Raw genomic sequence first — 25,390 nt, forward strand, 5'->3', positions numbered from 1 at the left:
TACTCTTAATTTTAGATAGATTTGTTAGGCAGCTAGCACTTTTAATATTTAAATATCAATTTTACCGATATGGTTAATCAGCTGTGTTATTATTAAGCATGGATAAATGGTCTTACCAATTATGTATTAGCTGAAACAATATCGATTAGCGTCATTACAAAAGTCAGGCGGAACATTTCTGACACCAATGTCGCAGAAGATGTTAACGGCTCAATCTAGCGAATGTGCCTAGACGACAGAATGTAAACACTTACGGATAACATCACCTTGTACTATTTGAGATGATGCCCGTAGAAAATCAACCAGAGGGTTAAATAAATGACAGATAAAACCGAACTATTTGCCAACGCGTGGGAAGGTTTCGTAGCTGGCGATTGGAAAACAGAAGTTAACGTACGTGACTTTATTCAACAAAATTACACACCATATGAGGGTGACGAATCATTCTTAGCTGGTGCAACTGCTGCAACATTAACTTTGTGGGACAAAGTAATGGAAGGCATCAAAATTGAGAACCAAACTCATGCTCCTGTCGATTTCGATACTGAGGTGGTCTCGACTATCACGTCTCATGATGCTGGTTATATCAATAAAGATCTAGAAACCATCGTTGGTTTACAAACAGAAAAACCGCTAAAACGTTCGATGTTGCCTAATGGCGGTATTCGCATGGTTGAAGGTTCATGTAAAGCTTATGGCCGTGAACTCAACAAAGATGTTAATTACGTTTATTCTGAATTACGTAAAACCCATAACCAAGGTGTGTTTGATGTTTATACCAAAGAAATTATGGCTTGTCGTAAATCAGGCGTATTAACCGGTTTACCTGATGCTTATGGTCGTGGTCGTATTATCGGTGATTACCGCCGCATTGCTTTGTACGGTATTGATTTCCTAATGCAAGATAAGTTTGCCCAATTCACTTCACTGCAAGCGCAGTTTGAAGCCGGCGAAGATTTATCAAGTGTGATCCAATTACGTGAAGAAATTGCTGAGCAACATCGTGCTTTAGGCCAAATGAAAGTTATGGCGGCCAAATACGGTTGTGATATTTCTGTACCGGCTCAAAATGCCAAAGAAGCGATCCAATGGACTTACTTTGGTTACCTTGCTGCAGTAAAAAGTCAAAATGGCGCAGCAATGTCACTCGGTCGTACCTCAACTTTCATTGATGCCTACATTGAGCGTGACATTAAAAATGGTGTTCTTAATGAGCAGCAAGCCCAGGAAATGGTTGACCATTTCGTAATGAAATTGCGTATGGTTCGTTTCTTACGTACACCTGAATACGATGAATTATTCTCTGGTGATCCAATTTGGGCCACAGAATCTATCGCAGGTATGGGTCTTGATGGTCGCACACTGGTCACCAAATCTAGTTTCCGCTTCTTACATACCTTGTACAACATGGGCGCAAGCCCTGAGCCAAACATAACCGTGTTATGGTCAACGCAATTACCACAAGGTTTTAAAAGTTACTGCGCCAAAGTGTCTATTGATACCAGTTCAATTCAATATGAAAACGATGATTTAATGCGCCCAGACTTTGAGTCAGACGATTACGCCATCGCCTGTTGTGTTAGCCCAATGATTTTGGGTAAGCATATGCAGTTCTTCGGTGCTCGCGCTAACTTAGCCAAAACCATGTTATATGCAATTAACGGTGGTGTTGACGAAAAACTTAAAACTCAAATCGCGCCAAAATCTGACAAAATCACTGCTGAAGTACTTGATTTTGATGATGTAATGTCACGATTTGACATCTCAATGGACTGGCTTGCAACACAATATGTGTCTGCACTTAATGCGATTCACTTTATGCATGACAAATACTCTTATGAGTCAGCGTTGATGGCATTACATGACCGTGATGTGCGCCGCACAATGGCCTGTGGTATTGCTGGTTTATCGATTGCCGCCGATTCATTGTCAGCGATTAAGTACGCTCAAGTTAAGCCTATCCGCGACGAAGATGGTATTGCGGTTGATTTTGATATTCAAGGTGATTATCCAAAATTTGGTAATAATGATCCTCGTGTTGATGACATAGCTTGCGATTTGGTTGAACGTTTTATGGCGAAAATTCGCACTAAAACAATGTATCGTAATGCGATCCCAACACAATCAATCTTAACCATCACTTCAAACGTGGTTTATGGTAAGAAAACCGGTAACACTCCTGACGGTCGTCGTGCTGGTGCGCCATTTGCTCCAGGTGCAAACCCAATGCATGGCCGTGATGAAAATGGTGCAATTGCTTCATTAACATCGGTTGCTAAACTGCCATTTGCCCACGCACAAGATGGTGTTTCTTATACTTTCTCTATCGTGCCAAATGCATTAGGTAAAGATGATACGGGTCGTCGTACTAACTTAGCGTCACTGATGGATGGCTACTTCTTAAGCAAGCCAAATCGTGAAGGTGGTCAACACTTAAACGTTAACGTGATGAACCGTGAAATGTTAGAAGATGCTATTGTTAATCCGGATAAATATCCACAATTAACCATACGTGTATCGGGTTATGCTGTTCGCTTTAATGCGCTCACCCCAGAGCAGCAGCAAGATGTTATCACTCGTACATTTACAAAAAGTATGTAGTCTCTGCTAAAATTGGCTGTATCGATGGGTGATTTCTTATCGATACAGCCTTTTTTATAGACATTTAAGGAACAACAATGACGTTAGGTCGCATACATTCAGTTGAATCATTCGGAACCGTTGACGGTCCTGGGATCCGCTATATCGCTTTTATGCAGGGGTGCCTTATGCGCTGCCAATATTGCCATAATCGTGATACATGGGATCTGGACGGCGGCAAAGAAACTTCTGTTGCTGAAATAATGGACCAAGTCATTGCTTATAAACCATTTTTAGAAGCCAGTGGTGGTGGTATTACTGCTAGTGGTGGTGAGGCTATTTTACAAGCTCAATTTGTGAGTGAATTATTTAAAGCCTGTAAAACTGAAGGGGTACACACCTGTTTAGACACCAACGGTTTTGTGCGTAAATATGAACCTGTGATTGATGAGTTGCTCGACAATACAGACTTAGTATTACTTGATATCAAACAAATGGACGATGCCAAGCACATCGAGCTGACAAAAGTCAGTAACCATCGAACACTACAATTTGCCCAATATCTTGCTAAACGAAATATCAAAACCTGGATCCGTTACGTGGTCGTCGCCGGATTTACAGAAGACGTTGAGTCAGCCATTGCATTAGCTGAGTTCATTAAACCAATGAATAACGTTGAAAAAGTTGAGTTATTGCCGTATCACCCTTTAGGGCAGCATAAATGGCAAGCCTTTGGCGAAACATACACCATGGCAGATGTTTCACCGCCGAGTACCGAAACTATGCAGAAAATTCAGCAGGTATTTTTAGATCGAGACATTAACGCGACATTTTAGTCACAATAAAAAAAATAGACTTAAATTAGCAGTGACTTATAAAAAAGAGCGATTACAGTTCATCCCAATAACTTTGATCTAAGCGTTCAAAAGCCAGTTTCAAAATGGCAGCCATATCTGAATAACAGGCTGTCGAGCCTAATGGTTGGCAATAGATACCCATCTCAGTCAATGTTGAACTGAGTTGATTGCTCCAATCGAATAACGATAAAGGCAATGGATGGCGTGCTCGCCAACCTAACCATAATAAGCCTTGTAATGGCAGGCTGATAAAAAACAGTAACATCGTTAATGCTTGCGGTAAATAATCCCAGCCCAATACATAGAGTTGGCTGGCCGCAACCACCAATGCCAATATCGGCATTGCGATAATAGCTAATTGAGTCGCTTTGACGACACGGTACTCTGGGAAATAGAACCCAAGTTGCCTAACCATTGGCCAGGTCTTCATATAACGTTGACCGTCGCCAAGTAATTTAACCAAATTCATGTTCAATATACGGCTACCTTTACAGCTTAGGACATGGGTATAACGATAACATAATACAGTGTCATGCCCAAAATGCACTGGTCGATTTGCCACTATAATGATTTAACTTACAGTCGCAAATCACAACAAGAACAGCGAAGTATGGCGTTTATGAATGATCATAAACCTTAATCAAAATGGAATTTTCCTTTTTCATTTAGTTTCATTGACTTAAAAGGCGTTAACATGTCAGACAAATTAGTACTCGTGCTCAACTGCGGTAGCTCATCATTAAAATTTGCCATCATTGATGCTCAATCAGGCGATGATAAAATTTCTGGTCTAGCAGAATGTTTTGGTTTAGAAGATTCACGCATTAAGTGGAAATTTAATGGCAACAAACATGAAGCCAGTTTAGGTGCCTTTACTGCACATCGCGAAGCGGTAGAATTTATCGTTAATAACATCTTGGCAGAACACCCAGAACTTGCGGCTAAAATTAAAGCTGTTGGCCACCGTATCGTCCACGGTGGTGAAAAGTTTACCCGCTCTGTTATTGTTACCCCTGAAGTCATTCAAGGTATTGAAGATTGTGCGTCGTTAGCTCCACTGCATAATCCGGCGCATTTAATTGGTATTCGTGCTGCAATAGCTTCTTTTCCTAACTTGCCACAAGTGACGGTATTTGATACCGCATTTCACCAAACCATGCCCGAAAAAGCTTATATTTATGCCCTACCTTACAAATTGTATCGTGAACATAGTATTCGCCGTTATGGCATGCACGGTACGAGCAATTTATATGTCTGTCGCGAGGCGGCCAAAGTATTAGGCAAAGACACAAAGGACATCAACGTTATTTGTGCACATTTAGGCAATGGCGCATCGGTAACAGCCATTAAAGGCGGCATAAGTGTTGACACGTCTATGGGCTTAACCCCACTAGAAGGGTTAGTCATGGGCACGCGTTGTGGTGATTTAGATCCATCGATTATTTTTCATCTCGTTAATCAACTTAATTATACCATTGATGAAGTTAATAACCTGCTGAATAAGCAAAGTGGTTTGCTCGGTATTTCAGAATTGACCAATGATTGTCGTGGTATTGAAGAAGGTTATCATGACAACCATAAAGGGGCCACGTTAGCCCTAGATATTTTCTGTTACCGTTTGGCTAAATATATCGCCTCTTACACTGTGCCACTAGGCCGTTTAGACGCCATTATCTTTACCGGCGGCATTGGCGAAAACTCAAAACTTATTCGCGAAAGAGTTCTTAATTTATTGGAAATATTTAACTTCAAAGTCGACGATGACTTGAATACAGCGGCTCGTTTTGGCCAACAAGGTATCATTACCAAAGAAGGCAGCCCTATTGCCATGGTCATACCGACAAATGAAGAGTGGGTCATTGCTGAAGATGCAATCAAGCTGGTCACAGCTAAATAAGCCCCTATTCGGTCTTATACTCGGTTAATTAACATGAACAATACGCACACAAGAGGTCGTTATGTCTCGTAATATTTTACTTATTCCAATCGGTATTGGAGTAGGATTAACATCACTTAGCTTAGGTATGGTTCGCGCCCTAGAACGTAAAGGCGTTAAAGTACAATTCTTTAAACCTATTGCACAGATCCGCTCGGGTGATACAGGTCCTGAACGTTCAACCACCATTTTAAGTACCTCACCAACGGTCAATCCGTTAGAGCCATTTTCAATGGAACACGCTGAAGCCTTAATCCGCACAGAGCAAGTTGATGTTTTAATGGAACAAATTATTGCCCGCACTGCAGAATGCGCCAGCAATACTGAAATCTTAGTCGTTGAAGGCTTGGTGCCTACACGTAGCCACCCTTTTGCTGATGACATTAACTACGAAATAGCTAAAGCACTAGATGCTGATGTTATTTTCATCGCAACACCAGGGGTTGATACGCCTAATGGGTTAATGAATCGATTAGAAATCACCTATAACTCTTGGGGCGGACAAAAAAACAAGCGCATAATTGGCGCCATCATTAATAAAATTGGTGCGCCAGTTGATAATGAAGGTCGTACTCGTCCTGATTTATCTGAAGTGTTTGTTAATAAGCAAATTAACGCCACTGATAGCGCGGACATGTTCCAACTACCCAGTAAAAGTCCACTGCGCATCTTAGGTAGAGTGCCATACAATTTAGAGTTAATTGCACCGCGCGCATCTGATTTAGCAAAACACTTAAATGCTAAAATCATTAATGCTGGTGAAATGAATACTCGCCGTATGCGCCGGGTTACATTTTGTGCTCGCAGTCTTCCAAACTTGGTTACTCACATCAAAACCAATTCACTTTTAGTGACTTCGGGTGATCGCTCTGACGTCATCGCATCAGCTTGTTTAGCGGCGATGAACGGCGTTAAAATTGGCGCACTATTACTTACTGGTGGCTACCAGCCTGAGCCAGAAATTATGAAGTTGTGTGAGCAAGCATTTGAAACCGGCTTGCCAGTGTTCTTAATTGAATCAAACACATGGGAAACGTCACTCAATATCCAACGTTTTGACCATGAAGTGCCTGTGGATGATGCGGTTCGCGTTGACAAAGTACAAGAATACGTTGCAGGCCATATCGACCAAACGTGGATTGAAAGCATCACTCAAGACTCTCCTCGAGAACACAGATTATCACCGCCAGCATTCCGTTATAAGTTAACCGAACTGGCCCGTGCAGCACGTAAAACCATCGTGCTTCCCGAAGGTGAAGAACCGAGAACTGTTAAAGCGGCAGCTATTTGTGCGGAACGTGGTATTGCTCGTTGCGTATTATTAGGTAACCGTGAAGAGATCTTGCGTGTCGCATTACAACAAGATGTCATTTTAGGTGAAGGCATCGAGATCATTGAGCCTGTTAGTGTGCGTGACAAATATGTTGAACCTATGCTCGAATTACGTCGCAGCAAAGGATTAACAGAAGTGGTAGCCCGAGAGCAACTAGAAGACAACATGGTGCTTGGAACCATGATGCTGGCACAAGATGAAGTTGATGGTATTGTGTCTGGTGCTGTTCATACTACGGCACAAACTATTCGCCCACCACTGCAATTGATTAAAACCGCACCAGGTTCTAGCTTGGTATCGTCGATTTTCTTTATGCTGATGCCAGATCAAGTACTCGTGTATGGTGATTGTGCCATTAATCCAGATCCAAATCCTGAGCAGTTAGCCGAAATCGCGATTCAGTCAGCGGAATCAGCTAAAGCCTTTGGGATTGAACCTCGTGTCGCGATGATCAGTTACTCAACAGGTACCTCTGGCACCGGGTTGGGTGTTGATAAAGTGCGTGAAGCCACTCGAATTGCCAAAGAAAAACGTCCCGATTTAATCATCGATGGTCCGTTGCAATACGATGCAGCCGTTATGCCTAACGTCGCTCAATCTAAAGCGCCTAACAGCCCAGTTGCGGGTAAAGCGACCGTATTTGTATTCCCAGACTTAAATACGGGTAACACAACATACAAAGCAGTACAGCGTAGTGCTGATTTAATCAGTATCGGTCCGATGCTTCAAGGTATGCGTAAACCGGTTAACGATTTATCACGTGGCGCATTAGTCGATGATATTGTTTACACCATTGCATTAACCGCCATTCAAGCAGCACAAAACAGTGCCAAATAAATTGCGGTATATCGGCTTAACGCCGAGGTAATTCGCAATAATTTACCACTAAAAAAGCACTGATAATTATCAGTGCTTTTTTGTGTCTGATTATCTTGAATTCGTTTGTTCGTTTGTTCGTTTGTTCGTTTGTTCGTTTGTCATAGTCTCCATAAATATGCCCACGAACCTATTCGCTATAGAAACAATAATAAATCCATTTGATGCACAAACAAAAACGCTACCCAATCGGGTAGCGTTAATGAACAGAGTGATGAAGCAACTAAAGCTAAAGGTTATTTCTTAGCTTTTTTCTTGGCTGATTCACTGACCCATTTACCGTTTATAAATTTAGAAGACCAGCCGGTCGCTTTGCCATCAACTTCAGTAGCAACATGCTGCTCCTTCGTCTTACGGCTAAATTTAACCGAGGCTTTGTTACCTTCATCATCTTCCACTGGTGCGTCAGCAAGATACTGATATTTAGGCCATAACAAATCACGATACTGAACTAACTCTTCCACTAAAGGCGCACGTGTTTCACGGGATTTAGGGAAAGTACTCGCCGCTAAAAATATTCCAGCAGCACCATCACGAAGCACAAAATGGGCATCGGATTTAGTACATTTTAATTCAGGTAGAAAAATTGGGTCTTCTTTTGGTGGCGCCGCTTCGCCGCTTCTCAGCAACTTACGGGTGTTCTTACACTCCGTATTGGTACAACCAAAATACTTACCAAATCGACCGTTTTTAAGCTCCATATTATTGCTGCAGCGATCGCATTCAATGATCGGACCTTCATAACCTTTAATCTTAAATTGTCCGGCTTCCACTTCGTAGCCATCACATGACGGGTTATTACCACAGACATGTAATTTACGGGTCTCGTCAATGAGATAACTGTCCATCGCTGTGCCACACTTTCCACAACGATGTTTAGCTCGTAGCGCTTCAGTTTCAGCATCTTCATTGTCACTAACCGCTTCTTCACCTGGGGTTAAGTTAAGCGTAGTCTTACAACGTTCTTTCGGCGGTAACTCATAACCAGAACAACCTAGGAAGACCCCTGTTGAACCCGTTCTGATCCCCATTGCACGGCCACAGGTTGGACACTTAATGTCGTCTGTCAGTACCATTTCATTGGGGCGCATGCCGCCTTCATCTGGATCTAACTCGGCCAACAATAATTGCTTGGTAAAGTCGCCATAAAACCCATCGAGTACTTTTTTCCAGTCCAGTTTACCTTGAGCAACATCATCTAATGTCTGCTCCATACTGGCGGTAAAATCGTAACTCATTAACTCTTTGAAACTGCCCACTAAGCGTTCGCTAACAATCTCACCCATTTTTTCAGCAAAGAAACGGCGATTATCAACTTTGACATAACCACGATCCTGAATGGTTGAAATAATCGTCGCATACGTCGATGGACGACCAATACCTCGTTTTTCAAGCTCTTTAACTAAAGAGGCTTCGCTATATCGAGGCGCTGGCTTAGTAAAATGCTGTTTTGGCGACAGGGTTTCAAGCACTAACTTGTCACCTTTTTCAACCACTGGCAGCGTTTTGTCTTCTTCGTTTTTCTTACCCATCTGCGGTTGAACCCGAGTCCAACCATCAAAGCGTAAGGTACGGCCACTGGCTTTTAATTCGTAATCACCCGCGGTTACCGTTAAACGTGTCGCATCATATTGTGCCGGTGTCATTTGACAAGACACGAATTGACGCCAAATAAGCTCATACAAACGCTGAGCGTCTCTTTCCATATCGGTTAAAGATGCTGACTGCACAGCCACGTTTGACGGTCTAATCGCCTCATGCGCCTCTTGAGCGCCCTCTTTACTACCATAACGAATAGGTTCTGCAGGTAAATACTTGTCACCAAACTCAGAACCAATCATTTCACGTAAATTTTCAACCGCTTCTTTACTCAAATTAGTTGAATCGGTACGCATATAGGTAATATGACCCGCTTCATACAAGCGCTGAGCCATCATCATGGTTTTCTTCACACCAAAACTAAGACGAGTACTGGCAGCTTGCTGCAATGTAGAGGTGATATAAGGTGCTGAAGGCTTGCTCGAAGTGGCTTTATCTTCACGGGCAGTAACAACAAACGTTGCATCACCTAGTGCATCAACCGCCACTTGCGCTTGCGCTTTACTAATCGGCTCAAATGCAGCAGATTGAAATTTCATCACCTGCATTTTTAAGCTAGCTGCGGTAGGGGTATTTAACTCAGCATGGATATCCCAAAACTCTTCTGGAACAAACGCTTTAATTTCACCTTCTCGCTCGACTACAAGGCGAACAGCAACCGATTGAACACGTCCTGCAGATAAACCACGAGCGACTTTTTTCCATAATAATGGTGACACCATAAAGCCAACAACACGGTCTAAAAAGCGACGCGCTTGCTGGGCATTGACCATATTGGTATCAAGCACAGTCGGTTTACTAAACGCATCTTGAATCGCAGTTTTAGTAATTTCGTTAAACACAACCCGCTGATACCGTGAAGCGTCACCACCAATAATTTCCTGTAAATGCCAGGCAATGGCTTCACCCTCACGGTCCAAATCCGTTGCGAGATAGATTTTATCAGCAGTTTCTGCTAACGCTTTTAGGTCTTTAACGACTTTTTCTTTGCCAGGCAATATTTGATATTTGGCTGCCCAGCCTTTATCGGGGTTCACACCCATTCGCGCCACAAGCGCTTGTTTGTCTCTGATCAGCTTATATTGAGCTTTTTCTTCAGGAGGTAATTTTCTAACTTCTGCAGCGGTTTTAGTCGCAGTTGTACCGTCAGAAGTAGACGAAGTTGGTAAGTCACGGATATGACCTACACTCGACTTCACGATGAAGTCTTTACCAAGATATTTATTAATTGTCTTGGCTTTAGCCGGCGATTCGACAATAACTAGCGATTTACCCATAGTTTTATTTGCGCCAAAAAGTCTCGAGAAAAAGAAAATTGATTCCATATATAGAGGGTTGAGACAAGATTTTCAAGTTAATCCCTCTTTTACACGGCTAGTAAGTCATTTTTTAATCAAAAATAAAAAATGTAAAAATAATATGCGTTTTTTAAACGTAATTTGTCACTTAATGATACTTACGAGCACCTTCAGTGCATTTTTAGTCATTCATACACATTTGTACAAATTAACCACACCTTGTTAACCCTTATAGCTCCAGTATACTGGCTTCAATTAGCGTTAACTGACATGAACAATCACGTTCCTTTTTTATAAGTAACACAAATATGCGTAACTACAATAATAATTATTCACTAAAATTCTCAAGGATCACGAATGAAGCATTTTGAAGCGAACTTTGATGGCTTGGTAGGACCAACCCATAACTATGCCGGATTATCGTTTGGTAATGTGGCCTCATTTAGTAATGCGGCCCAAACCTCAAATCCTAAAGCGGCAGCTAAACAAGGTTTGCAAAAAGCTAAGTCATTAGCAGATTTAGGTATGGTGCAAGGCGTATTAGCCCCACAAGAGCGCCCAGACCTTTACACATTGCGTCGAATTGGTTTTTCTGGGTCTGACGCTGAGGTTTTACAAAAAGCTGCTCAGCAAGCACCTGCGCTACTTAATGCTTGCTGCAGTGCTTCGAGCATGTGGACCGCTAATGCGGCGACAGTGTCACCCAGTGCTGACACTCGTGATGGAAAAGTACATTTCACACCAGCTAACCTAGTCGATAAATTACACCGTAGCATTGAACCTATCACCACAGGGCACATTCTACAGGCAACATTCAATAATGATCGCCATTTTAAACATCATCAGCATTTACCCGAGCACGCAAGTTTTGGTGATGAAGGCGCTGCAAATCATACCCGTTTGTGTTCTGAATACGGTCATAGTGGAGTAGAACTTTTTGTTTACGGCCAGTCAGCCACTCACCCTAACGCTCCAAAACCTACAAAATATCCTGCTCGACAGACATTAGAGGCTTCTCAGGCAGTAGCACGTTTACACCAACTTGAAGAGGAAAGCTGCGTATTTATGCAGCAAAACCCTGATGTGATTGACCAAGGCGTGTTCCACAATGACGTCATTTCAGTGGGTAACAAAAATGTGCTTTTCTACCACGAACAAGCGTTTTTAAATACCGAAGTAAAGTTCGATGAAATTCGCCGAAAAATGAACTCTGACATGCATTTTGTCAAAGTCACCACAGAGCAAGTATCAATTGATGATGCCGTTCGTAGTTACTTATTTAATACCCAAATCATCACCCTACCTTCAGGTGAAATGGCCATTATTGCACCCACAAATTGCCAAGAAAACCCTGCAGTATTTGCTTATTTAAATGAACTCGTGACATTAGGCACGCCGATCAAACAAGTGCGCTATTTTGATGTAAAACAAAGCATGCAAAACGGGGGGGGGCCAGCCTGTTTACGTTTACGAGTGGCGATGAACGAACAAGAAGTCGCCGCGGTTAACCAAGACACATTAATGAATGACGGTTTATTTACTCGCTTAAATACATGGGTTGATAGACATTATCGTGATCAACTGACCGTTAGCGATCTAGCCGATCCGCAATTGATTATGGAATCGCGCACCGCATTAGATCAACTCACACAAATCTTGAAGTTAGGCAGTGTTTATCAGTTCCAACGATAAAACACCTACTCATTAAAAACAAAAAAGAGCCATAAATTTGGCTCTTTTTATCGTCATCTATATCGATTGTTAATCAACCCATTACTCGGCGCAGTATGAAAAGTAACTGCATAAAGCTGCTAACACTCGCCGTACTGGGTTGAGTCTCTATTCAGCAGACTTTAGCAACCGATGTACAACCCAGGGTGATTAATGATGATGCCTCGGTTCAAAGTATTGCTGCCAAACAGGTCTATTTTATGTCGCTGTTAGCTCTTGCCTGAGATAAAAGCGCAGATTATTACCGTCGCGATAAAATGCAAGTCGCCATGATCAACCTACCCCAGCGCCGCGCATTTAAAATGTGAGCCGATAATAATATATGCTCGATGGAGTGTGAAGTATGAACAGCAAGAGCGGGAAGACCTACTGCAAGTTGCCTATATACTTGTCTTAAAGGCGATTAGTTGGTATCGAATTGGTATTATTCGTCACGCAATCAACACCAATTTAATCCGCTAACAACACGAGAAAGCATGACAACATCATTATTGTTCAAGGTTTAGACTGACCAGGCACGAGCATTTTACATCGCTATCGCTTTAACCATACCCTGTAACTGATCGCCGCTTAATCACCATGCTACATAAAGATCGATTTAACGATGACCCGGTTTTATTGATAAATCTTGGCGCAATTCCCTCGCGACGATAAGACGATAAGTCGGTATTTGAAAAAACATTCTGCTCAACTGCTTAGCGCCTATCTATTAAGCATACATAAGGTCATTTAAATAAGCTTAACGTGTCACAGAGTCAAATACACAGCAAGAATAGCTTGCTCACTAAGCTGCTTAGCGGAATTTACATCCTCTTGCAAAATAGCCTAGAGCAATAGTTTATAATCCACTCCATCACTGTCCTTAATTAATGCGAATGGCAATGACATCATGCTACAATCGGCCATCATTACGGTGGCAACATAACACCAACATTATGCAATAGTATTTTCCTAGCCTGAGATTTTTTATGAAACAACTGTTAGATTTTTTACCACTGGTCATTTTTTTTGCAGTCTACAAGTTGTATGACATCTATGCCGCAACGGCTGTACTGATTGCGGCAAGCGCGATCCAACTCGTCATCACTTACCTATTGTATAAACACATCGAAAAAATGCTCTTAGCTACCTTTGCCATGATCACGGTGTTTGGTTCACTTACGCTATTTTTTCACGATGATGCCTTTATTAAATGGAAAGTTACCATTGTTTATGCTTTGTTTGCTATAGGATTAATTGCCTCTCAAATGATGGGCAAACCTGCGCTAAAGAGCATGTTAGGCAAAGAAATGAAAGTTGACGATAAAATATGGACACAAATAACATGGTATTGGGTCAGTTTTTTTGTAGTATGTGGCATCGCCAATATCTATGTTGCGTTTAGCCTACCGCTAGAAATGTGGGTAAACTTCAAAGTATTTGGCCTAACCGCCCTAACCTTAATTAACACGGTTGTCACGGTATTGTACTTGTATAAACATATGCAAGAAGACACCACTCAACCCAATGATGACCAATAACTTATTTTATAACAACGATTAAAGGAAGTAGTGATATGTGGTATATGATTTCATCTCAAGACGTGGAAAATAGTTTAGAAAAGCGTTTATCCGTCCGCACCGAACATTTAGCCCGCTTACAAGCGCTAGCCGATGAAGGCCGTTTGTTAACCGCCGGCCCCCATCCTGCCATTGATAATGAAAATCCGGGTGAAGCCGGTTTCACAGGATCATTAGTTGTTGCTGATTTCCCTTCATTGGAAGATGCACAAGCTTGGGCTGATGTGGATCCTTATATTGGTGCTGGCGTGTACAAAAGCGTTATCGTTAAGCCATTTAAACGAGTGCTTCCTTAATGAAAATAGTGTCTTTTAATATCAATGGTATTCGTGCGCGCTTGCATCAATTGCAGGCCCTAATCGACAGTCATTCTCCTGATATTATTGGCTTACAAGAAACCAAAGTTCATGACGAAGTGTTTCCTGTCGCTGATGTAGAAGCCATGGGGTATCAGGTGCATTTTCACGGCGGTAAAGCCCATTATGGTGTGGCCATGCTATCAAAAGCCGTACCTGTTGAAATCATTAAGGGTTTTGAAACTGATGCTGAAGATGCTCAACGCCGATTGATTATTGGTAAATTTACCCAAGCTAACGGTCGTATATTAACGGTCTTCAATGGATACTTCCCACAAGGTGAAAGTATCCATCACGAAACTAAATATCCAGCTAAGCGTAAGTTTTATCAAGACTTGATGTTACATTTAGAAAAACATCATAACCCAAGTGAAGACATCGCGATTATTGGCGACATTAATATCTCACCAACCGATTTAGACATCGGCATCGGAGAAGTGAACGCCAAGCGTTGGTTAAAAACCGGTAAATGCAGTTTCCAGCCTGAAGAGCGTGAATGGTTAGCGCGTCTGCAGCAATGGGGCTTTATTGACAGTTTCCGTCAATTACACCCAAGTCGCACTGAACGTTACTCGTGGTTCGATTACCGCAGTAAAGGCTTTGTTGATAATCGTGGTCTTAGGATCGACGTCATATTAGTGACCGAATCATTAGTACCACGCTTAATTGAATCTGATGTTGATTATGATTTACGGGCTATCGAAAAACCGTCAGATCATGCTCCTATTTGGAGTGATTTTAGCTAAAAGCGGATAGGTAAAAACAAATAGCCTAACAACTAAATCGCTTCGCTACTACAAACGATAAAAGCTATGAGCGTGTCTCGCTTATAGCTACTTTTTACCAGCACAGCTTCCCTCAGAAGCGACTCACCTCAACAGGCTAATGCTAACCCTTGGTAACGAGCCGCCTTCTCGGGTCTAGCATATTGGTACTATACTTTTTTACTTATTCACTTATTCACTTATTCACAATAAGTTTCGACTCGACACTTGCATTTACACTTAACAGAATCAATAATTTAGATAGGATATCCTCTAAAAGGTCAATTTGAATCGATAAGATTGTACTCAAATTGAATAAACCCTAGCCAGTTAAGTGAGTATTGATAAGCAAACGTGAATAATTTGCCTTCTTGGTTATCATCACCACCAAGTCTTGTGTCATTGTCGGTAACCAAAAATCCTCAACAGGTAAATTATACTGTGCTGCGAATAATCTTTACTGAGTAAGATATCGCTCGATTGAAAATCCTTTTCCACCACAGATAGCCATCCGTGGTGTTCATTAAGCGGGTTGCTTAGATAAATTGACGGGGTAAACTGACACCATGAGGCAAATGCCAGTTTGCTTCAACATGACTAATACAAGTCAACAAACTCAAAAACCACCACTCAAAAACTATTACTAAAACACTAATACTAAAAAATCATACTCAAAAACTAGTACTTAAAAACCACCACTCAAAAACTGGGTAAGATAACAAATACCTAGGTGCTTTATGTCAGCTAATCAAAAAATATCCATGATCTTGGATTTGATAAACAGTCCGTCAAAACTAGATTTTATATTGACTTAAAATCGACGCTAATCCCTTAGACGATTGATTCAAATCGTTAGCTAATGCGCCTGCTTTTTTGGAAGTACTGCGAATAGTGTCCGATTGCTGCCGAATTTGATTGAGCTGTGAGCCAATATCTCCGGCAGACACACTTTGTTGTTCGGCAGATGCCGCTATTTGGCTGCTCATATCAAACACAGCATTAATAGACTGTGCCACATGAGTAATATCATCACCGACGGCTTTAATACTCGTACTACCTTGATCTGCTTCTTCAACAATCACATTAGTAATACTGGTCAGTTTTTTTGAGCCTTGTTGTAAGTCTTCAATCATGTTTTGAATTTCAACGGTCGCTTTTTGGGTCCGTCCTGCGAGGGTACGCACTTCATCCGCGACTACCGCAAAACCGCGACCTTGTTCACCTGCACGCGCCGCTTCAATGGCTGCATTTAATGCCAATAAATTGGTTTGCTTTGAAATACTTTCAATAGTGGTAACGGCAGCATTAATTTGGGTCGCATCGCGGGAGAGTTGATCTACCGATGAAAATGCTTCGGCAATACGCTCAGACAAATAACTAATACGTTTAACCGCATCATTAATCTTACTTTGGCTTTGATCCATTTGTTTAGCATTTTGCTTGGTATTTAATGACGTATCACTTGCGTGATGTGACACATCTGCAATGGCTGCTGTCATTTGATCCATGGCGTGTGCCACCGAGTCTAAGAAGTGATGCTGCTGATCAATTAACTCATCATTGGTGCTGGCTTGGTGAGTAAACTCATTGGCAGCAACCACCAATGTTTCAGCATTACTGCGGATCGCCCGCACCATTTCACTCATGTTATCAGCGCAGCGATCAATTTCGGTGGCGATTAAGCTAAAGTCATCAGTGCCAAAAAAGTGTAATCTCAACGTTAAATCACCATCGGCTAGACGTTTTATTGCCATGTACATGTCCCATAAGCCTCCGCCTAATGAGGTTGAGATCCAGTAACTCAATTGGAATAAGGGCAATAAACCAACCAGTGCCATTATCAACATAAAACTCGTTTGGCTTAACGGCTCTTGTTCCCACTGTTGAACATTTTGACTCGCGGTTAAAAACTGATTACCAACGCTCGCAGATGCCGTCACTAGATCACCGCGGCGAAAAGTATTGTCGCCACTAGATAGCTGTAATTGATTATCTTGTGCAAATTGCTCAAGGGCATCATTGTCTAAGTTTTGGTTATTGGCTACAGAGGCATAACTGGCAACACTTGCTTTAACCCGCTGCAACGATGTTTGCTCTATTAAGTCCTGAGTTTGTTGGTAATTCATTAGTGCGACAACACTGGTGATCAATGCAACCAGTGAGCAAACAACCCAAAATTTTCCATTAAGGCTAAATTTAATCAAAATTGCATCTATTTTTCTAAACTGGATTTGCTTCATATATAAGCTTCCTAAGGCAATTTACCACTATCTCAACAAACGAGAATAAGATTAAAAACGAAAATTACATTACACAAAAGTAAATTAATCAATAATATAGACGAGCCTAGTTAATCCGAGTTGAGGTTGGTCATTCACATTCACTCGCTATTCAACTTAACCTATTATCAACTATTGTTGCCCCAACATAATAATAATGCCCAAGTGCGAACACACTTGGGCATAGGCTAATATATTATCGGCTTAAGATGGGTAAACTTAAATACCATAGCTCAGGTAAATGGCTACACCGATAAATGTTTATTAAGCGGTAAATCGCGATATCTTACTCCCGTGGCAGCAAAAATGGCATTGGTTAAACTCGGTGCCACTGGCGGCACCCCTGGTTCGCCAACACCAGCAGGTTTTGCCGTAGACTCGATTATATAAGTCTCAATATCTGGACATTGCGGTAAACGTAATAACGGATAGTCATGAAAATTAGATTGTTCAACTTTGCCATCTTTAAAGGTTATTTCGCCCATGGTCGCTAAGCTTAATCCAAAAATGATAGCGCCTTCTAGTTGTGATTTCACCCGATCTGGATTTATCACTCTACCGGCATCAATCACCGCTATGGAGTTCAATACTTTAAGCTGTTTATCCACCACTTCAACTAAAGTTGCGACCGCAACATAACTGACAAAACTGCGATGAACAGCCATACCCCAGCCTTGATTTTTAGCCGCTTTCGGCGCATCAGCCATTACCGCTTCTAACTTATCCAACACAGTATGATAACGCCCCACATCCACCGGGTGATCGGCTAACTCTTCACCGTAATTTCCATAGGTGAAATTTTGATTTTCAAACGTTTCTAGCCTAGCGTCACCCAATAGATCACGCCACATTTGCACGCAGGGTTTATTGGCATTTACCGCTATTTCGTCGACAAAACTGCCAATACCAAAAGCATGTTGAATATTGCAGACTGATCGCATCCAACCAATACGTGTGTGCGCCGGTGCTTTAACCGCTTCAAGTTGAATATGTTTAAGGGCTAGCGGCACATCACTAAAGCCTAAATCCAGTTCGCCAGCTGAAGGATATTCAACCCCTTCAGCAAATGTTGAGCTGATTGACGGAAAGCCAGTACGCGCTAACAATGCGGTTGGCATCTTATTGCTGTCGAGTGAGACTTGGTACATTTGCGCACTGATCGCATGGTAATAGCCATTTTGAATTTCGTCTTCACGGCTCCAACATACTTTGACTGGTTTATTGAGCTTTTGCGATAAAATTGCCGCTTCAACACTAAAATCAGGCTTAGATTTACGCCCAAAGCCACCGCCCAATAAAGTCACGTTAACAGTAACTTGATCTTCTTTAAGCCCGAGTGCACCGGCTACATGTTGCTGAGTACTTTGTGGTGTTTGACTCGAGGCCCACAACTCGCAACCATCAGCAGTCACACTCGCCGTTGCCACTGGCGGCTCCATCATTGCATGGGCTAAATACGGTACGGTGTAAACGGCCTTAACCGTTGATGCTTGTGGCCAATCAGTGACTGACTCACCTAATTGGCGCATCACTTTACCCGGCAGGTTAACGCGTTCAACCAAACCTTGCAGGTAGGTGTCTGAATTATGGCTATCATTAATCGATTTAGACCAGGTAATGACTAACGCTTTACGCGCTTCAATCGCACTCCAGCTGTTAGTTGCAATCACCGCAACGCCGCCTAAAGCCTGAAATAATGGCGCCCCTTTAGGTACAGGCAAGGTAATAATATCGACTACACCGGCTATCTTACGGGCTTTAGTCTCATCGACGCTAACCACATCACTGCCCAACACTGGCGGACGAGTGATACTGGCATATAACATTCCATCGAGTTTAATGTCATAACCGTATATTGCTTTGCCTGTTAGCATCGCATCCATGTCGACAATGGTGTGCGATTGACCAATATGGGTAAATTCACTTTCAGGCTTGAGCACCACCGAATCTAATTCTGGCATCGGTAATGTCGACGCCGTGATCGCTAATTCGCCGTAAGTAAGGCTTTTGTTACTGCCCTTATGATGGACTTTATGCGCCTTAGCGTACACCTCGGTCACCGGAACTTGCCACACTTGAGCCGCGGCTTGTTCGAGCATGGTTCTAGCCGTTGCGCCCATTTGGCGCATACGATGATAGTGCTTACGAATACTGCGGCTACCATCAGTGTTTTGGCTGCCATAGCGTTTATCTGCTAAGCCTTGAACCACGACAACATTGTCCCAATCAGCCTCCAATTCGTCGGCTAAAATTTGCGGTATGCCAGTTCGGATCCCTTGTCCCATCTCAGATCGATGACAAGTCAAGTACACCTTATTGTCTTCACCAATGGCGACAAACAAGTTCATCAGCGCTTGCTTATCTTGAGCTAACGCCATTGGGCTCCAGCCTAAACCCGTTGCCCCTAATGCGAGTCCGCCACCGACCGCGCCAAATAACTTTAATACGTTACGGCGGCTAATATTTTCAATCGCTTTGAATGTGGTCATGATCACGCCTCCGAAGCCGATTGAATCGCAGCTTTTATCCGTGGATAAGTGCCACAACGACAGATATTGCCCGACATCGCATCAGCAATTTGGGTTTCAGTGGGTTTAGGCGTGGTGGTTAATAATGCTGCGGCAGACATTAATTGTCCCGCCTGACAATAGCCACATTGCGGTACATTATGTTCTAACCAAGCTTGCTTTAGCTTTTCAGCCTCAAGACCTTCAATAGTGGTCACCTGCTTGCCTTGTACTTGCTTTAAGCTGGTTAAACAGCCGCGCATCGGGCTGCCGTCAACGTGAATAGTGCATGCACCACATAGCCCAGCTCCACAACCAAATTTTGTCCCAGTCAGGCCAAGGATGTCACGCAATGCCCATAGCACAGGCATATTAGGGTCGGCATCAAGGGTAAAATCCTTTCCATTTACCATCAATTTTTGTGTTGGGGTTGTCATAATCACTCCTTAATTAGGGTCTATTGATCTTTTGTGGTTAACGTTTGTTCGACACAAACAGGCTAGCTCTTTTTGTGAATGTATGATGCGCCCAATGCTTAGAGATAAAGTCTCTAAGCTGGTTAATACCTTGCAACAAAGACCCATGTTTACAAAACATGGTTACAAAACGTGTTTACAAAATAAGTGCAGCCGTTTAGCCGGACCTTTCAGGGTACATTGGTTGCTTATTTCTACTTCGTAATCGCTTGTGCAGCTAAAATAACGACCCGCTATTCGCTCTGACTTGGATGAAATCGCCACAAACGGCTACAAGATTCATCTTAAAAGATCAGCCGGCACTGTCCAACCAACGTGCTAAGTCAGCCGGTGTATCAATATCAAATTGGGCTTGTTCCATATGAATAATATTCAAGCTATTATTTTTATCATGCTGTTTTAAAATACTTTTTGCACCTTTGTCGCCATCAATCGACAACAGAGCATTAATATCCTTAGCTAAAAAGATAGCAGGAACACCAACACGGTGCCGATAAAAAGCACAACTGGTTAAGTTATTGTGCCTATATGCTTGGATCAATTGCAGATAATCATCGCCTTGCAGTGCGACTTGGTCGGCTAACACAATTAACAACGCATCCGCCTGTTGGCTTTGAGCATAGCGCGCGGCGAGTTTCACCGAACTGGACAAACCTAAGTGCCAATCATGGTTGATAAGTCGATGATGCTTGGCGGTAATAGCTAACACTTCATCTGTTTGATGCGCACCTAACATCACCACCGCGGGGGCAATGCCCGCTGTTTGGGTAACGTGATCGAGTGTTTGCAGGCAATATGCGAGTAAGCTTTGTTCACCTTGCACTTTGGCGACAATTTTAGCGCCGTTAAAACGACTACTTGCGCCAGCGGCTAGGATCACCGTAATAATTTTTGGCATTATCAATGGCGCATTCTCTAGGTTGTTATTACAGCATTACCGTATCAAGACTGGTTAACTTACTTTGATAAAGCACGCCATGGCATTGGGATAAGATACTCAGTCCAACCGAACCAGACAGCTCGCCACCTAGCGCTAACCCTGCTGGCGCCGAAAAATAGCCACTAAAGTCGTCAACCGTTAACTCAGCCATGTTCAACACTTTGTCACGACGATGAGTTGGACCTAATAACGAAATATAAGCCAACGGTATGGTTTGGAGTACCTGTAATGTTTTTGCATCGATTTGTAAATTATGACTCATCACAAAAGCGGCATCTAAACTGGCCAAAAGTGTTTTTGACACTGCTGCCGTCGGTTTTTTAATAATCTGACATCCTGGGAAGTCATAAGTACGCGCATAGGCGGTACGTTCATCAAACACACTGACTTTCCAGCCTAGTGTTTGCGCCATTTGTGTAATCGGTTGTGCATCTAAACCGCCACCAAAAATACCAATATGTACTGGCGGTCTAAGCGGAATATGCAACACAGAGCTAGCTTGATCGATCACGGTGCGGGTTTTACTATTGAGAGTGATCGACGCAGGTCGCTCAGCATCTTGCTCAACAAAGTGACCTGCCAATTGGTGGGCCGGCGTACCATCCGCCACGATATCAAGTTGATATTCACCTGCATCACCACGCATTAAAGCATCATGAACACGAACTAAACCAAGATAATTGTTCGATTTATTTAACGACACCATCATAATATTAACGATACCACCACAACCCAGCTGATAACTGGTATCAGACTCATCGGTTGCGTCATAGGTTAACTGAATAACTTGCTGGGTTTGAATTGCACGCTGCGCGTGACGACGTAGATCCGCTTCAAGGCAACCACCACTTAACATCCCCAAGCTTTTACCCATTGGATGAAATAGCATTATGGCGCCAGGTTTACGGTAAGAAGAGCCTTGCACTTGAGTAAGAACGGCGACTACCCAGTCTTCTTGATAAGAAGGTAACCAGGTATCGAGTAAATCAACGAGGTGTTGAACCATTTGAACTGTCCATCATAGGTAAACGCAGTCTATTAAGCTAACAGACTCGCTATACAATGCAAAGAATCAATGGTTTCAACTTATTAATAAATAACCTCAATGATCTGATTACATAACAAATTATTAATCAAATAACTGATCGGCAACAAAAGGGTTATGTTGTCGTTCATCGGCAAACGTCGACATGGGTCCATGGCCAGGAATAAAACTCACATTATCCCCTAATGGCCACAATTTGGTGGTGATAGAGTGAAGTAAGTCCTGATGATTAGATTGCGGAAAATCAGTACGACCAATTGAGCCTCGAAAAAGCACATCACCCACCCATGCTAAGTTAGTTGTCTTGTTATAAAAAATGATGTGTCCTGGGGTATGCCCGGGGCAATGCAATACTTGTAAATGCTGCTCACCAACACTCACGTCATCATTTTCATTAAGATATTGGGTGGGTTTAAAGGCTTCAACACGCGGAAAACCAAAGTTCTGACTTTGTTTCACTAAATTTTCTAACCAAAATTTATCGTCAATGTGCGGACCTACGATCGGGATCGCTAATCTTTCTGCTAATGCCGCTGCGCCGCCAACATGATCAATATGACCATGGGTTAATAATATTTTTTCAACACTCAAGCCTAACTTGTCCACTTCAGCTAAAATTCGTTCAATGTTGCCACCCGGATCGACCACGGCTGCTTTCAAGGTTTTTTCGCACCATATGACACTACAATTTTGCTGAAAAGGCGTTACAGGGATGATTTGATATTTCATCGACAACCTCGTCCTTAATAATTATTAAGATAATTATCGGTTAATTTTATCTAGGCAGATTGGGTCTAGATAGCTATTAAACTTAATCTCCATCAAGTTACTGATTGTTAATATACAAGATGACTCATAAAATATGTGTGATTCGCATCGACATAAGCGTCTTTAATACCATACTAATTAGCTAACATTTACGGTGCGATTGTCGTCAATGACAAATCAAGATTGGATAGTATTAGTATCGCCATTAATCACCACTGAATAGGCATTTTATGCACATCGACCTTACTTTATCAGACATTATTGCCCGTAAGCACTTTTTCTCGGTGCCGTTAGACTACCAACAAAGTCCCAGTAAACAGATTACTGTTTTTGCCCGTGAAATTGTCAGTATTGAAAATCAACATAAACAGCTGCCTTATTTGGTGTTTTTTCAAGGTGGACCGGGGTTTGGCGCCGTAAGACCGATTAGCAACAACGGCTGGATAAAACGAGCCTTAACTGAATATAGAGTGCTATTACTTGACCAGCGAGGCACAGGATTATCAAGCCCAGTCAATGCCACCAGCTTAAGTGATATGAGTGCCACAGACCAAGCTGACTATCTAAGCCATTTTCGCGCCGATAACATCATCCGCGATGCAGAATATATTCGAGCCAAACTATCACCAGACGAACCTTGGAGTATTTTAGGCCAAAGCTTTGGTGGTTTTTGTGTGCTGCATTATGTGTCTGCCGCGCCAGAAGGCCTAAAAGAGGCTTACATTACTGGCGGTATTCCTTCGCTAACCCGCCCTGCTGATAACGTTTACCAAGCGACATATCAGCGTGTTATTACCAAAAATAATGACTTTTTTAATCGTTTTAGCGACGCTAGAATGCTGGTCGATAACTTAGCCAAGCACCTATATGAAAATAAAGTGTACTTAGCTACAGGTGAGCAGTTGACGGTAGAAATGCTTCAGCTACTAGGCGTTAATATAGGCATGGAACAAGGGCCCGAAGCCGTTTACTACTTGCTTGAACAAGCGTTAATTGACACGCCCCACGGTATTGATCTCAATCCGCTATTTTTACATCAATTTAGCCAATTCCTTAGTTACAATACCAATCCTATTTTTGCCTTAATGCACGAATCTATTTATTGTCAAAATAATGCTTCATCGTGGGCTGCTCATCGAGTACGAGCCCAGTTTGAACAATTCAATTACCGTCCAAATAGACCCTTACTGTTTACTGGTGAAATGATCTACCCTTGGATGTTTGCCCAATTCGAAGCATTGGTACCATTACAAGCTGCTGCAGACTTAATCGCTGCAAAAAAAGACTGGCCAGCATTATATGATCTTGAAAAATTGGCCAATAATAAAGTCCCGGTTTCGGCCGCTATTTACAGCAACGACATGTATGTTGAAATGCAATACAGCTTAGAAACAGCCAAACAAGTGAATAACCTCAAATATTGGCTTACTTCAGAATACGAACACAACGGCATCCGCATGGATGGCGAACGCATTTTAGATAAGCTAATGAGTCTTAATCGTGGTCATTGCTTACGCTAAAAGTGCTTGCGTTAAACGTGGCTTTTCTAAAAAAAATTGGCAAAAAAAAGCTTAAACATTAGATGTTTAAGCCGTTTTCTATTATTTTATACAAATGAATACTTGCAGCAAAACAATCAATTACAATACTTGTAATACTTGCTCTGCTGCTAAACGAGACTTAGGCAACTTGGCATTATAGTCTTCATCTGAATGGTGATAACCAAACGCTAATGCTACATCACATACATAACCGTCAAGTTCTTTGGCAAAAATTTGGCCAATCATCTCACTGTCAACGCCTTCCATCGGAGTAGAGTCGATGCCAAGACGTGCTAAAGAATGCATAGTGTTACCTAAGGCTAAATAGGTTTGTGACTTAGTCCAAGCCGCATTGTTACCCGCTTCATCAGTATTTAAGTCAACAAATGCATATCCACCAAACGCAGCTTCACGATCTTCAGCCTTAGTACGACCATCTACAATGCCTTGGTCAACCACTTTGGCATAGTCTTCACGAGTATACTTAGGGTTGTAAGCAAACAATACAATATGAGATGCCGCGTTAATGTGTGGTTGATTGAACTGAAATTTATTGGCAAAGGTATCATGCATACGTTGCTTAGCTTGATCACTTTCAATCACGATAAATTTCCATGGTTGAGAGTTGATCGATGAAGGCGACAGTCTCATTGCTTCATAAATCACCGCTAAATCTTCTTTTGGTACGCGCTTAGTCGCATCATAGCGTTTGGCTGTATAACGTTTTTCTAAATCAGTAATAATAGCGTTGGTCATGTCAGACTCCATATGGATTTGAAACAATCATTAAAAAGGTTGGCGATTAACAACACATAAAATGGTTATTAATTAACCTTCCAAGTTAATCACAATAAAATAGTGTGATTAACAAAATAAATTTAACTTGAAAATAAATAACAAATACAACTAATTAACAATAATATTTGCGTAGAAATATTAATATCT

Annotated in this window: 18 protein-coding genes; 9 read left to right on the forward strand and 9 right to left on the reverse strand. The window is 42.1% G+C overall.

Annotated features, from left to right (window positions below):
• Positions 1–318: 318 nt before the first annotated feature.
• Both pflB and pflA read left to right on the forward strand, forming a co-directional pair.
• Positions 319–2,601, forward strand: coding sequence for a formate C-acetyltransferase (gene pflB, locus CXF80_RS06720; RefSeq protein WP_101032146.1), 2,283 nt, complete (start codon positions 319–321; stop codon positions 2,599–2,601).
• A gap of 77 nt (positions 2,602–2,678) precedes the next feature.
• Complete coding sequence (gene pflA / locus CXF80_RS06725; RefSeq protein WP_101032147.1) at positions 2,679–3,416, forward strand: pyruvate formate lyase 1-activating protein; 738 nt, start codon at positions 2,679–2,681, stop codon at positions 3,414–3,416.
• 52 nt (positions 3,417–3,468) lie between these two features.
• Here the strand turns inward: pflA and yfbV are convergent, their stop codons facing one another.
• A complete protein-coding gene (gene yfbV / locus CXF80_RS06730) occupies positions 3,469–3,906 on the reverse strand; it encodes a terminus macrodomain insulation protein YfbV (protein WP_198554811.1) in 438 nt (145 codons plus the stop codon).
• A gap of 225 nt (positions 3,907–4,131) precedes the next feature.
• Between yfbV and ackA the strand changes: the two genes are divergently transcribed.
• Both ackA and pta read left to right on the forward strand, forming a co-directional pair.
• Complete coding sequence (gene ackA, locus CXF80_RS06735; RefSeq protein ID WP_101032149.1) at positions 4,132–5,334, forward strand: acetate kinase; 1,203 nt, start codon at positions 4,132–4,134, stop codon at positions 5,332–5,334.
• Positions 5,335–5,395: 61 nt separating this feature from the next.
• The gene (pta, locus tag CXF80_RS06740; RefSeq protein ID WP_101032150.1) at positions 5,396–7,543 is read left to right on the forward strand and encodes a phosphate acetyltransferase; all 2,148 of its coding nucleotides are present in this window, start codon (positions 5,396–5,398) and stop codon (positions 7,541–7,543) included.
• Between the two features lie 275 nt (positions 7,544–7,818).
• Here the strand turns inward: pta and topA are convergent, their stop codons facing one another.
• A complete protein-coding gene (gene topA, locus CXF80_RS06745) occupies positions 7,819–10,458 on the reverse strand; it encodes a type I DNA topoisomerase (protein ID WP_101032151.1) in 2,640 nt (879 codons plus the stop codon).
• A 378-nt stretch (positions 10,459–10,836) separates the two neighbouring features.
• On the opposite strand from topA, the gene astB reads away from it, so the two are divergent.
• The 4 genes from astB (at position 10,837) to xthA (ending at position 14,871) form a co-directional block, all read left to right on the forward strand.
• A complete protein-coding gene (gene astB / locus CXF80_RS06750) occupies positions 10,837–12,171 on the forward strand; it encodes an N-succinylarginine dihydrolase (protein ID WP_101032152.1) in 1,335 nt (444 codons plus the stop codon).
• A 1,007-nt stretch (positions 12,172–13,178) separates the two neighbouring features.
• Positions 13,179–13,730 carry a septation protein A gene (locus CXF80_RS06755; RefSeq protein WP_101032153.1) on the forward strand — a complete coding sequence of 184 codons (552 nt, stop codon included), beginning with the start codon at positions 13,179–13,181 and terminating at the stop codon, positions 13,728–13,730.
• A 35-nt stretch (positions 13,731–13,765) separates the two neighbouring features.
• Positions 13,766–14,065 (forward strand): YciI family protein, encoded by a 300-nt coding sequence (locus CXF80_RS06760; RefSeq protein WP_101032154.1) that lies wholly within the window; start codon positions 13,766–13,768, stop codon positions 14,063–14,065.
• The gene (gene xthA / locus CXF80_RS06765) at positions 14,065–14,871 is read left to right on the forward strand and encodes an exodeoxyribonuclease III (protein WP_101032155.1); all 807 of its coding nucleotides are present in this window, start codon (positions 14,065–14,067) and stop codon (positions 14,869–14,871) included. The genes CXF80_RS06760 and xthA overlap by 1 nt, the downstream gene beginning before the upstream one ends.
• Before the next feature lie 812 nt (positions 14,872–15,683).
• On the opposite strand, the gene CXF80_RS06770 is transcribed toward xthA, so the two are convergent.
• From CXF80_RS06770 to CXF80_RS06795, 6 genes are all read right to left on the reverse strand, one after another.
• Complete coding sequence (locus CXF80_RS06770; protein ID WP_101032156.1) at positions 15,684–17,129, reverse strand: methyl-accepting chemotaxis protein; 1,446 nt, start codon at positions 17,127–17,129, stop codon at positions 15,684–15,686.
• 284 nt (positions 17,130–17,413) lie between these two features.
• Positions 17,414–19,657, reverse strand: a complete 2,244-nt coding sequence (locus CXF80_RS06775; protein ID WP_101032157.1) for a xanthine dehydrogenase family protein molybdopterin-binding subunit — start codon at positions 19,655–19,657, stop codon at positions 17,414–17,416.
• A gap of 2 nt (positions 19,658–19,659) precedes the next feature.
• A complete protein-coding gene (locus CXF80_RS06780; RefSeq protein WP_101032158.1) occupies positions 19,660–20,112 on the reverse strand; it encodes a (2Fe-2S)-binding protein in 453 nt (150 codons plus the stop codon).
• A 331-nt stretch (positions 20,113–20,443) separates the two neighbouring features.
• Positions 20,444–21,049: a nucleotidyltransferase family protein gene (locus tag CXF80_RS06785; RefSeq protein WP_101032159.1), complete on the reverse strand. Its 606-nt coding sequence runs from the start codon at positions 21,047–21,049 to the stop codon at positions 20,444–20,446.
• A gap of 28 nt (positions 21,050–21,077) precedes the next feature.
• Positions 21,078–22,097, reverse strand: coding sequence for an XdhC family protein (locus CXF80_RS06790; protein WP_101032160.1), 1,020 nt, complete (start codon positions 22,095–22,097; stop codon positions 21,078–21,080).
• A gap of 123 nt (positions 22,098–22,220) precedes the next feature.
• Positions 22,221–22,865: an MBL fold metallo-hydrolase gene (locus CXF80_RS06795; RefSeq protein ID WP_101032161.1), complete on the reverse strand. Its 645-nt coding sequence runs from the start codon at positions 22,863–22,865 to the stop codon at positions 22,221–22,223.
• Positions 22,866–23,134: 269 nt separating this feature from the next.
• Between CXF80_RS06795 and CXF80_RS06800 the strand changes: the two genes are divergently transcribed.
• Positions 23,135–24,424, forward strand: coding sequence for an alpha/beta fold hydrolase (locus CXF80_RS06800; protein ID WP_101032162.1), 1,290 nt, complete (start codon positions 23,135–23,137; stop codon positions 24,422–24,424).
• A gap of 120 nt (positions 24,425–24,544) precedes the next feature.
• Here CXF80_RS06800 and CXF80_RS06805 read toward each other — a convergent pair whose 3' ends face one another.
• Positions 24,545–25,201, reverse strand: coding sequence for a nitroreductase family protein (locus CXF80_RS06805; RefSeq protein WP_101032163.1), 657 nt, complete (start codon positions 25,199–25,201; stop codon positions 24,545–24,547).
• Positions 25,202–25,390: the final 189 nt, after the last annotated feature.

Origin of the sequence: Shewanella sp. Actino-trap-3 (genome assembly GCF_002836275.1) — a bacterium.
GTDB lineage: Bacteria > Pseudomonadota > Gammaproteobacteria > Enterobacterales > Shewanellaceae > Shewanella > Shewanella psychromarinicola.

Excerpts from the sequence above, each read along its gene's own strand:
- pflB (WP_101032146.1), top strand. The coding sequence starts at position 319 with ATGACAGATAAAACCGAACTATTTGCCAACGCGTGGGAAGGTTTCGTA.
- pflA (WP_101032147.1), top strand. The coding sequence starts at position 2,679 with ATGACGTTAGGTCGCATACATTCAGTTGAATCATTCGGAACCGTTGAC.
- yfbV (WP_198554811.1), bottom strand. The coding sequence starts at position 3,906 with ATGAATTTGGTTAAATTACTTGGCGACGGTCAACGTTATATGAAGACC.
- ackA (WP_101032149.1), top strand. The coding sequence starts at position 4,132 with ATGTCAGACAAATTAGTACTCGTGCTCAACTGCGGTAGCTCATCATTA.
- pta (WP_101032150.1), top strand. The coding sequence starts at position 5,396 with ATGTCTCGTAATATTTTACTTATTCCAATCGGTATTGGAGTAGGATTA.
- topA (WP_101032151.1), bottom strand. The coding sequence starts at position 10,458 with ATGGGTAAATCGCTAGTTATTGTCGAATCGCCGGCTAAAGCCAAGACA.
- astB (WP_101032152.1), top strand. The coding sequence starts at position 10,837 with ATGAAGCATTTTGAAGCGAACTTTGATGGCTTGGTAGGACCAACCCAT.
- CXF80_RS06755 (WP_101032153.1), top strand. The coding sequence starts at position 13,179 with ATGAAACAACTGTTAGATTTTTTACCACTGGTCATTTTTTTTGCAGTC.
- CXF80_RS06760 (WP_101032154.1), top strand. The coding sequence starts at position 13,766 with ATGTGGTATATGATTTCATCTCAAGACGTGGAAAATAGTTTAGAAAAG.
- xthA (WP_101032155.1), top strand. The coding sequence starts at position 14,065 with ATGAAAATAGTGTCTTTTAATATCAATGGTATTCGTGCGCGCTTGCAT.
- CXF80_RS06770 (WP_101032156.1), bottom strand. The coding sequence starts at position 17,129 with ATGAAGCAAATCCAGTTTAGAAAAATAGATGCAATTTTGATTAAATTT.
- CXF80_RS06775 (WP_101032157.1), bottom strand. The coding sequence starts at position 19,657 with ATGACCACATTCAAAGCGATTGAAAATATTAGCCGCCGTAACGTATTA.
- CXF80_RS06780 (WP_101032158.1), bottom strand. The coding sequence starts at position 20,112 with ATGACAACCCCAACACAAAAATTGATGGTAAATGGAAAGGATTTTACC.
- CXF80_RS06785 (WP_101032159.1), bottom strand. The coding sequence starts at position 21,049 with ATGCCAAAAATTATTACGGTGATCCTAGCCGCTGGCGCAAGTAGTCGT.
- CXF80_RS06790 (WP_101032160.1), bottom strand. The coding sequence starts at position 22,097 with ATGGTTCAACACCTCGTTGATTTACTCGATACCTGGTTACCTTCTTAT.
- CXF80_RS06795 (WP_101032161.1), bottom strand. The coding sequence starts at position 22,865 with ATGAAATATCAAATCATCCCTGTAACGCCTTTTCAGCAAAATTGTAGT.
- CXF80_RS06800 (WP_101032162.1), top strand. The coding sequence starts at position 23,135 with ATGCACATCGACCTTACTTTATCAGACATTATTGCCCGTAAGCACTTT.
- CXF80_RS06805 (WP_101032163.1), bottom strand. The coding sequence starts at position 25,201 with ATGACCAACGCTATTATTACTGATTTAGAAAAACGTTATACAGCCAAA.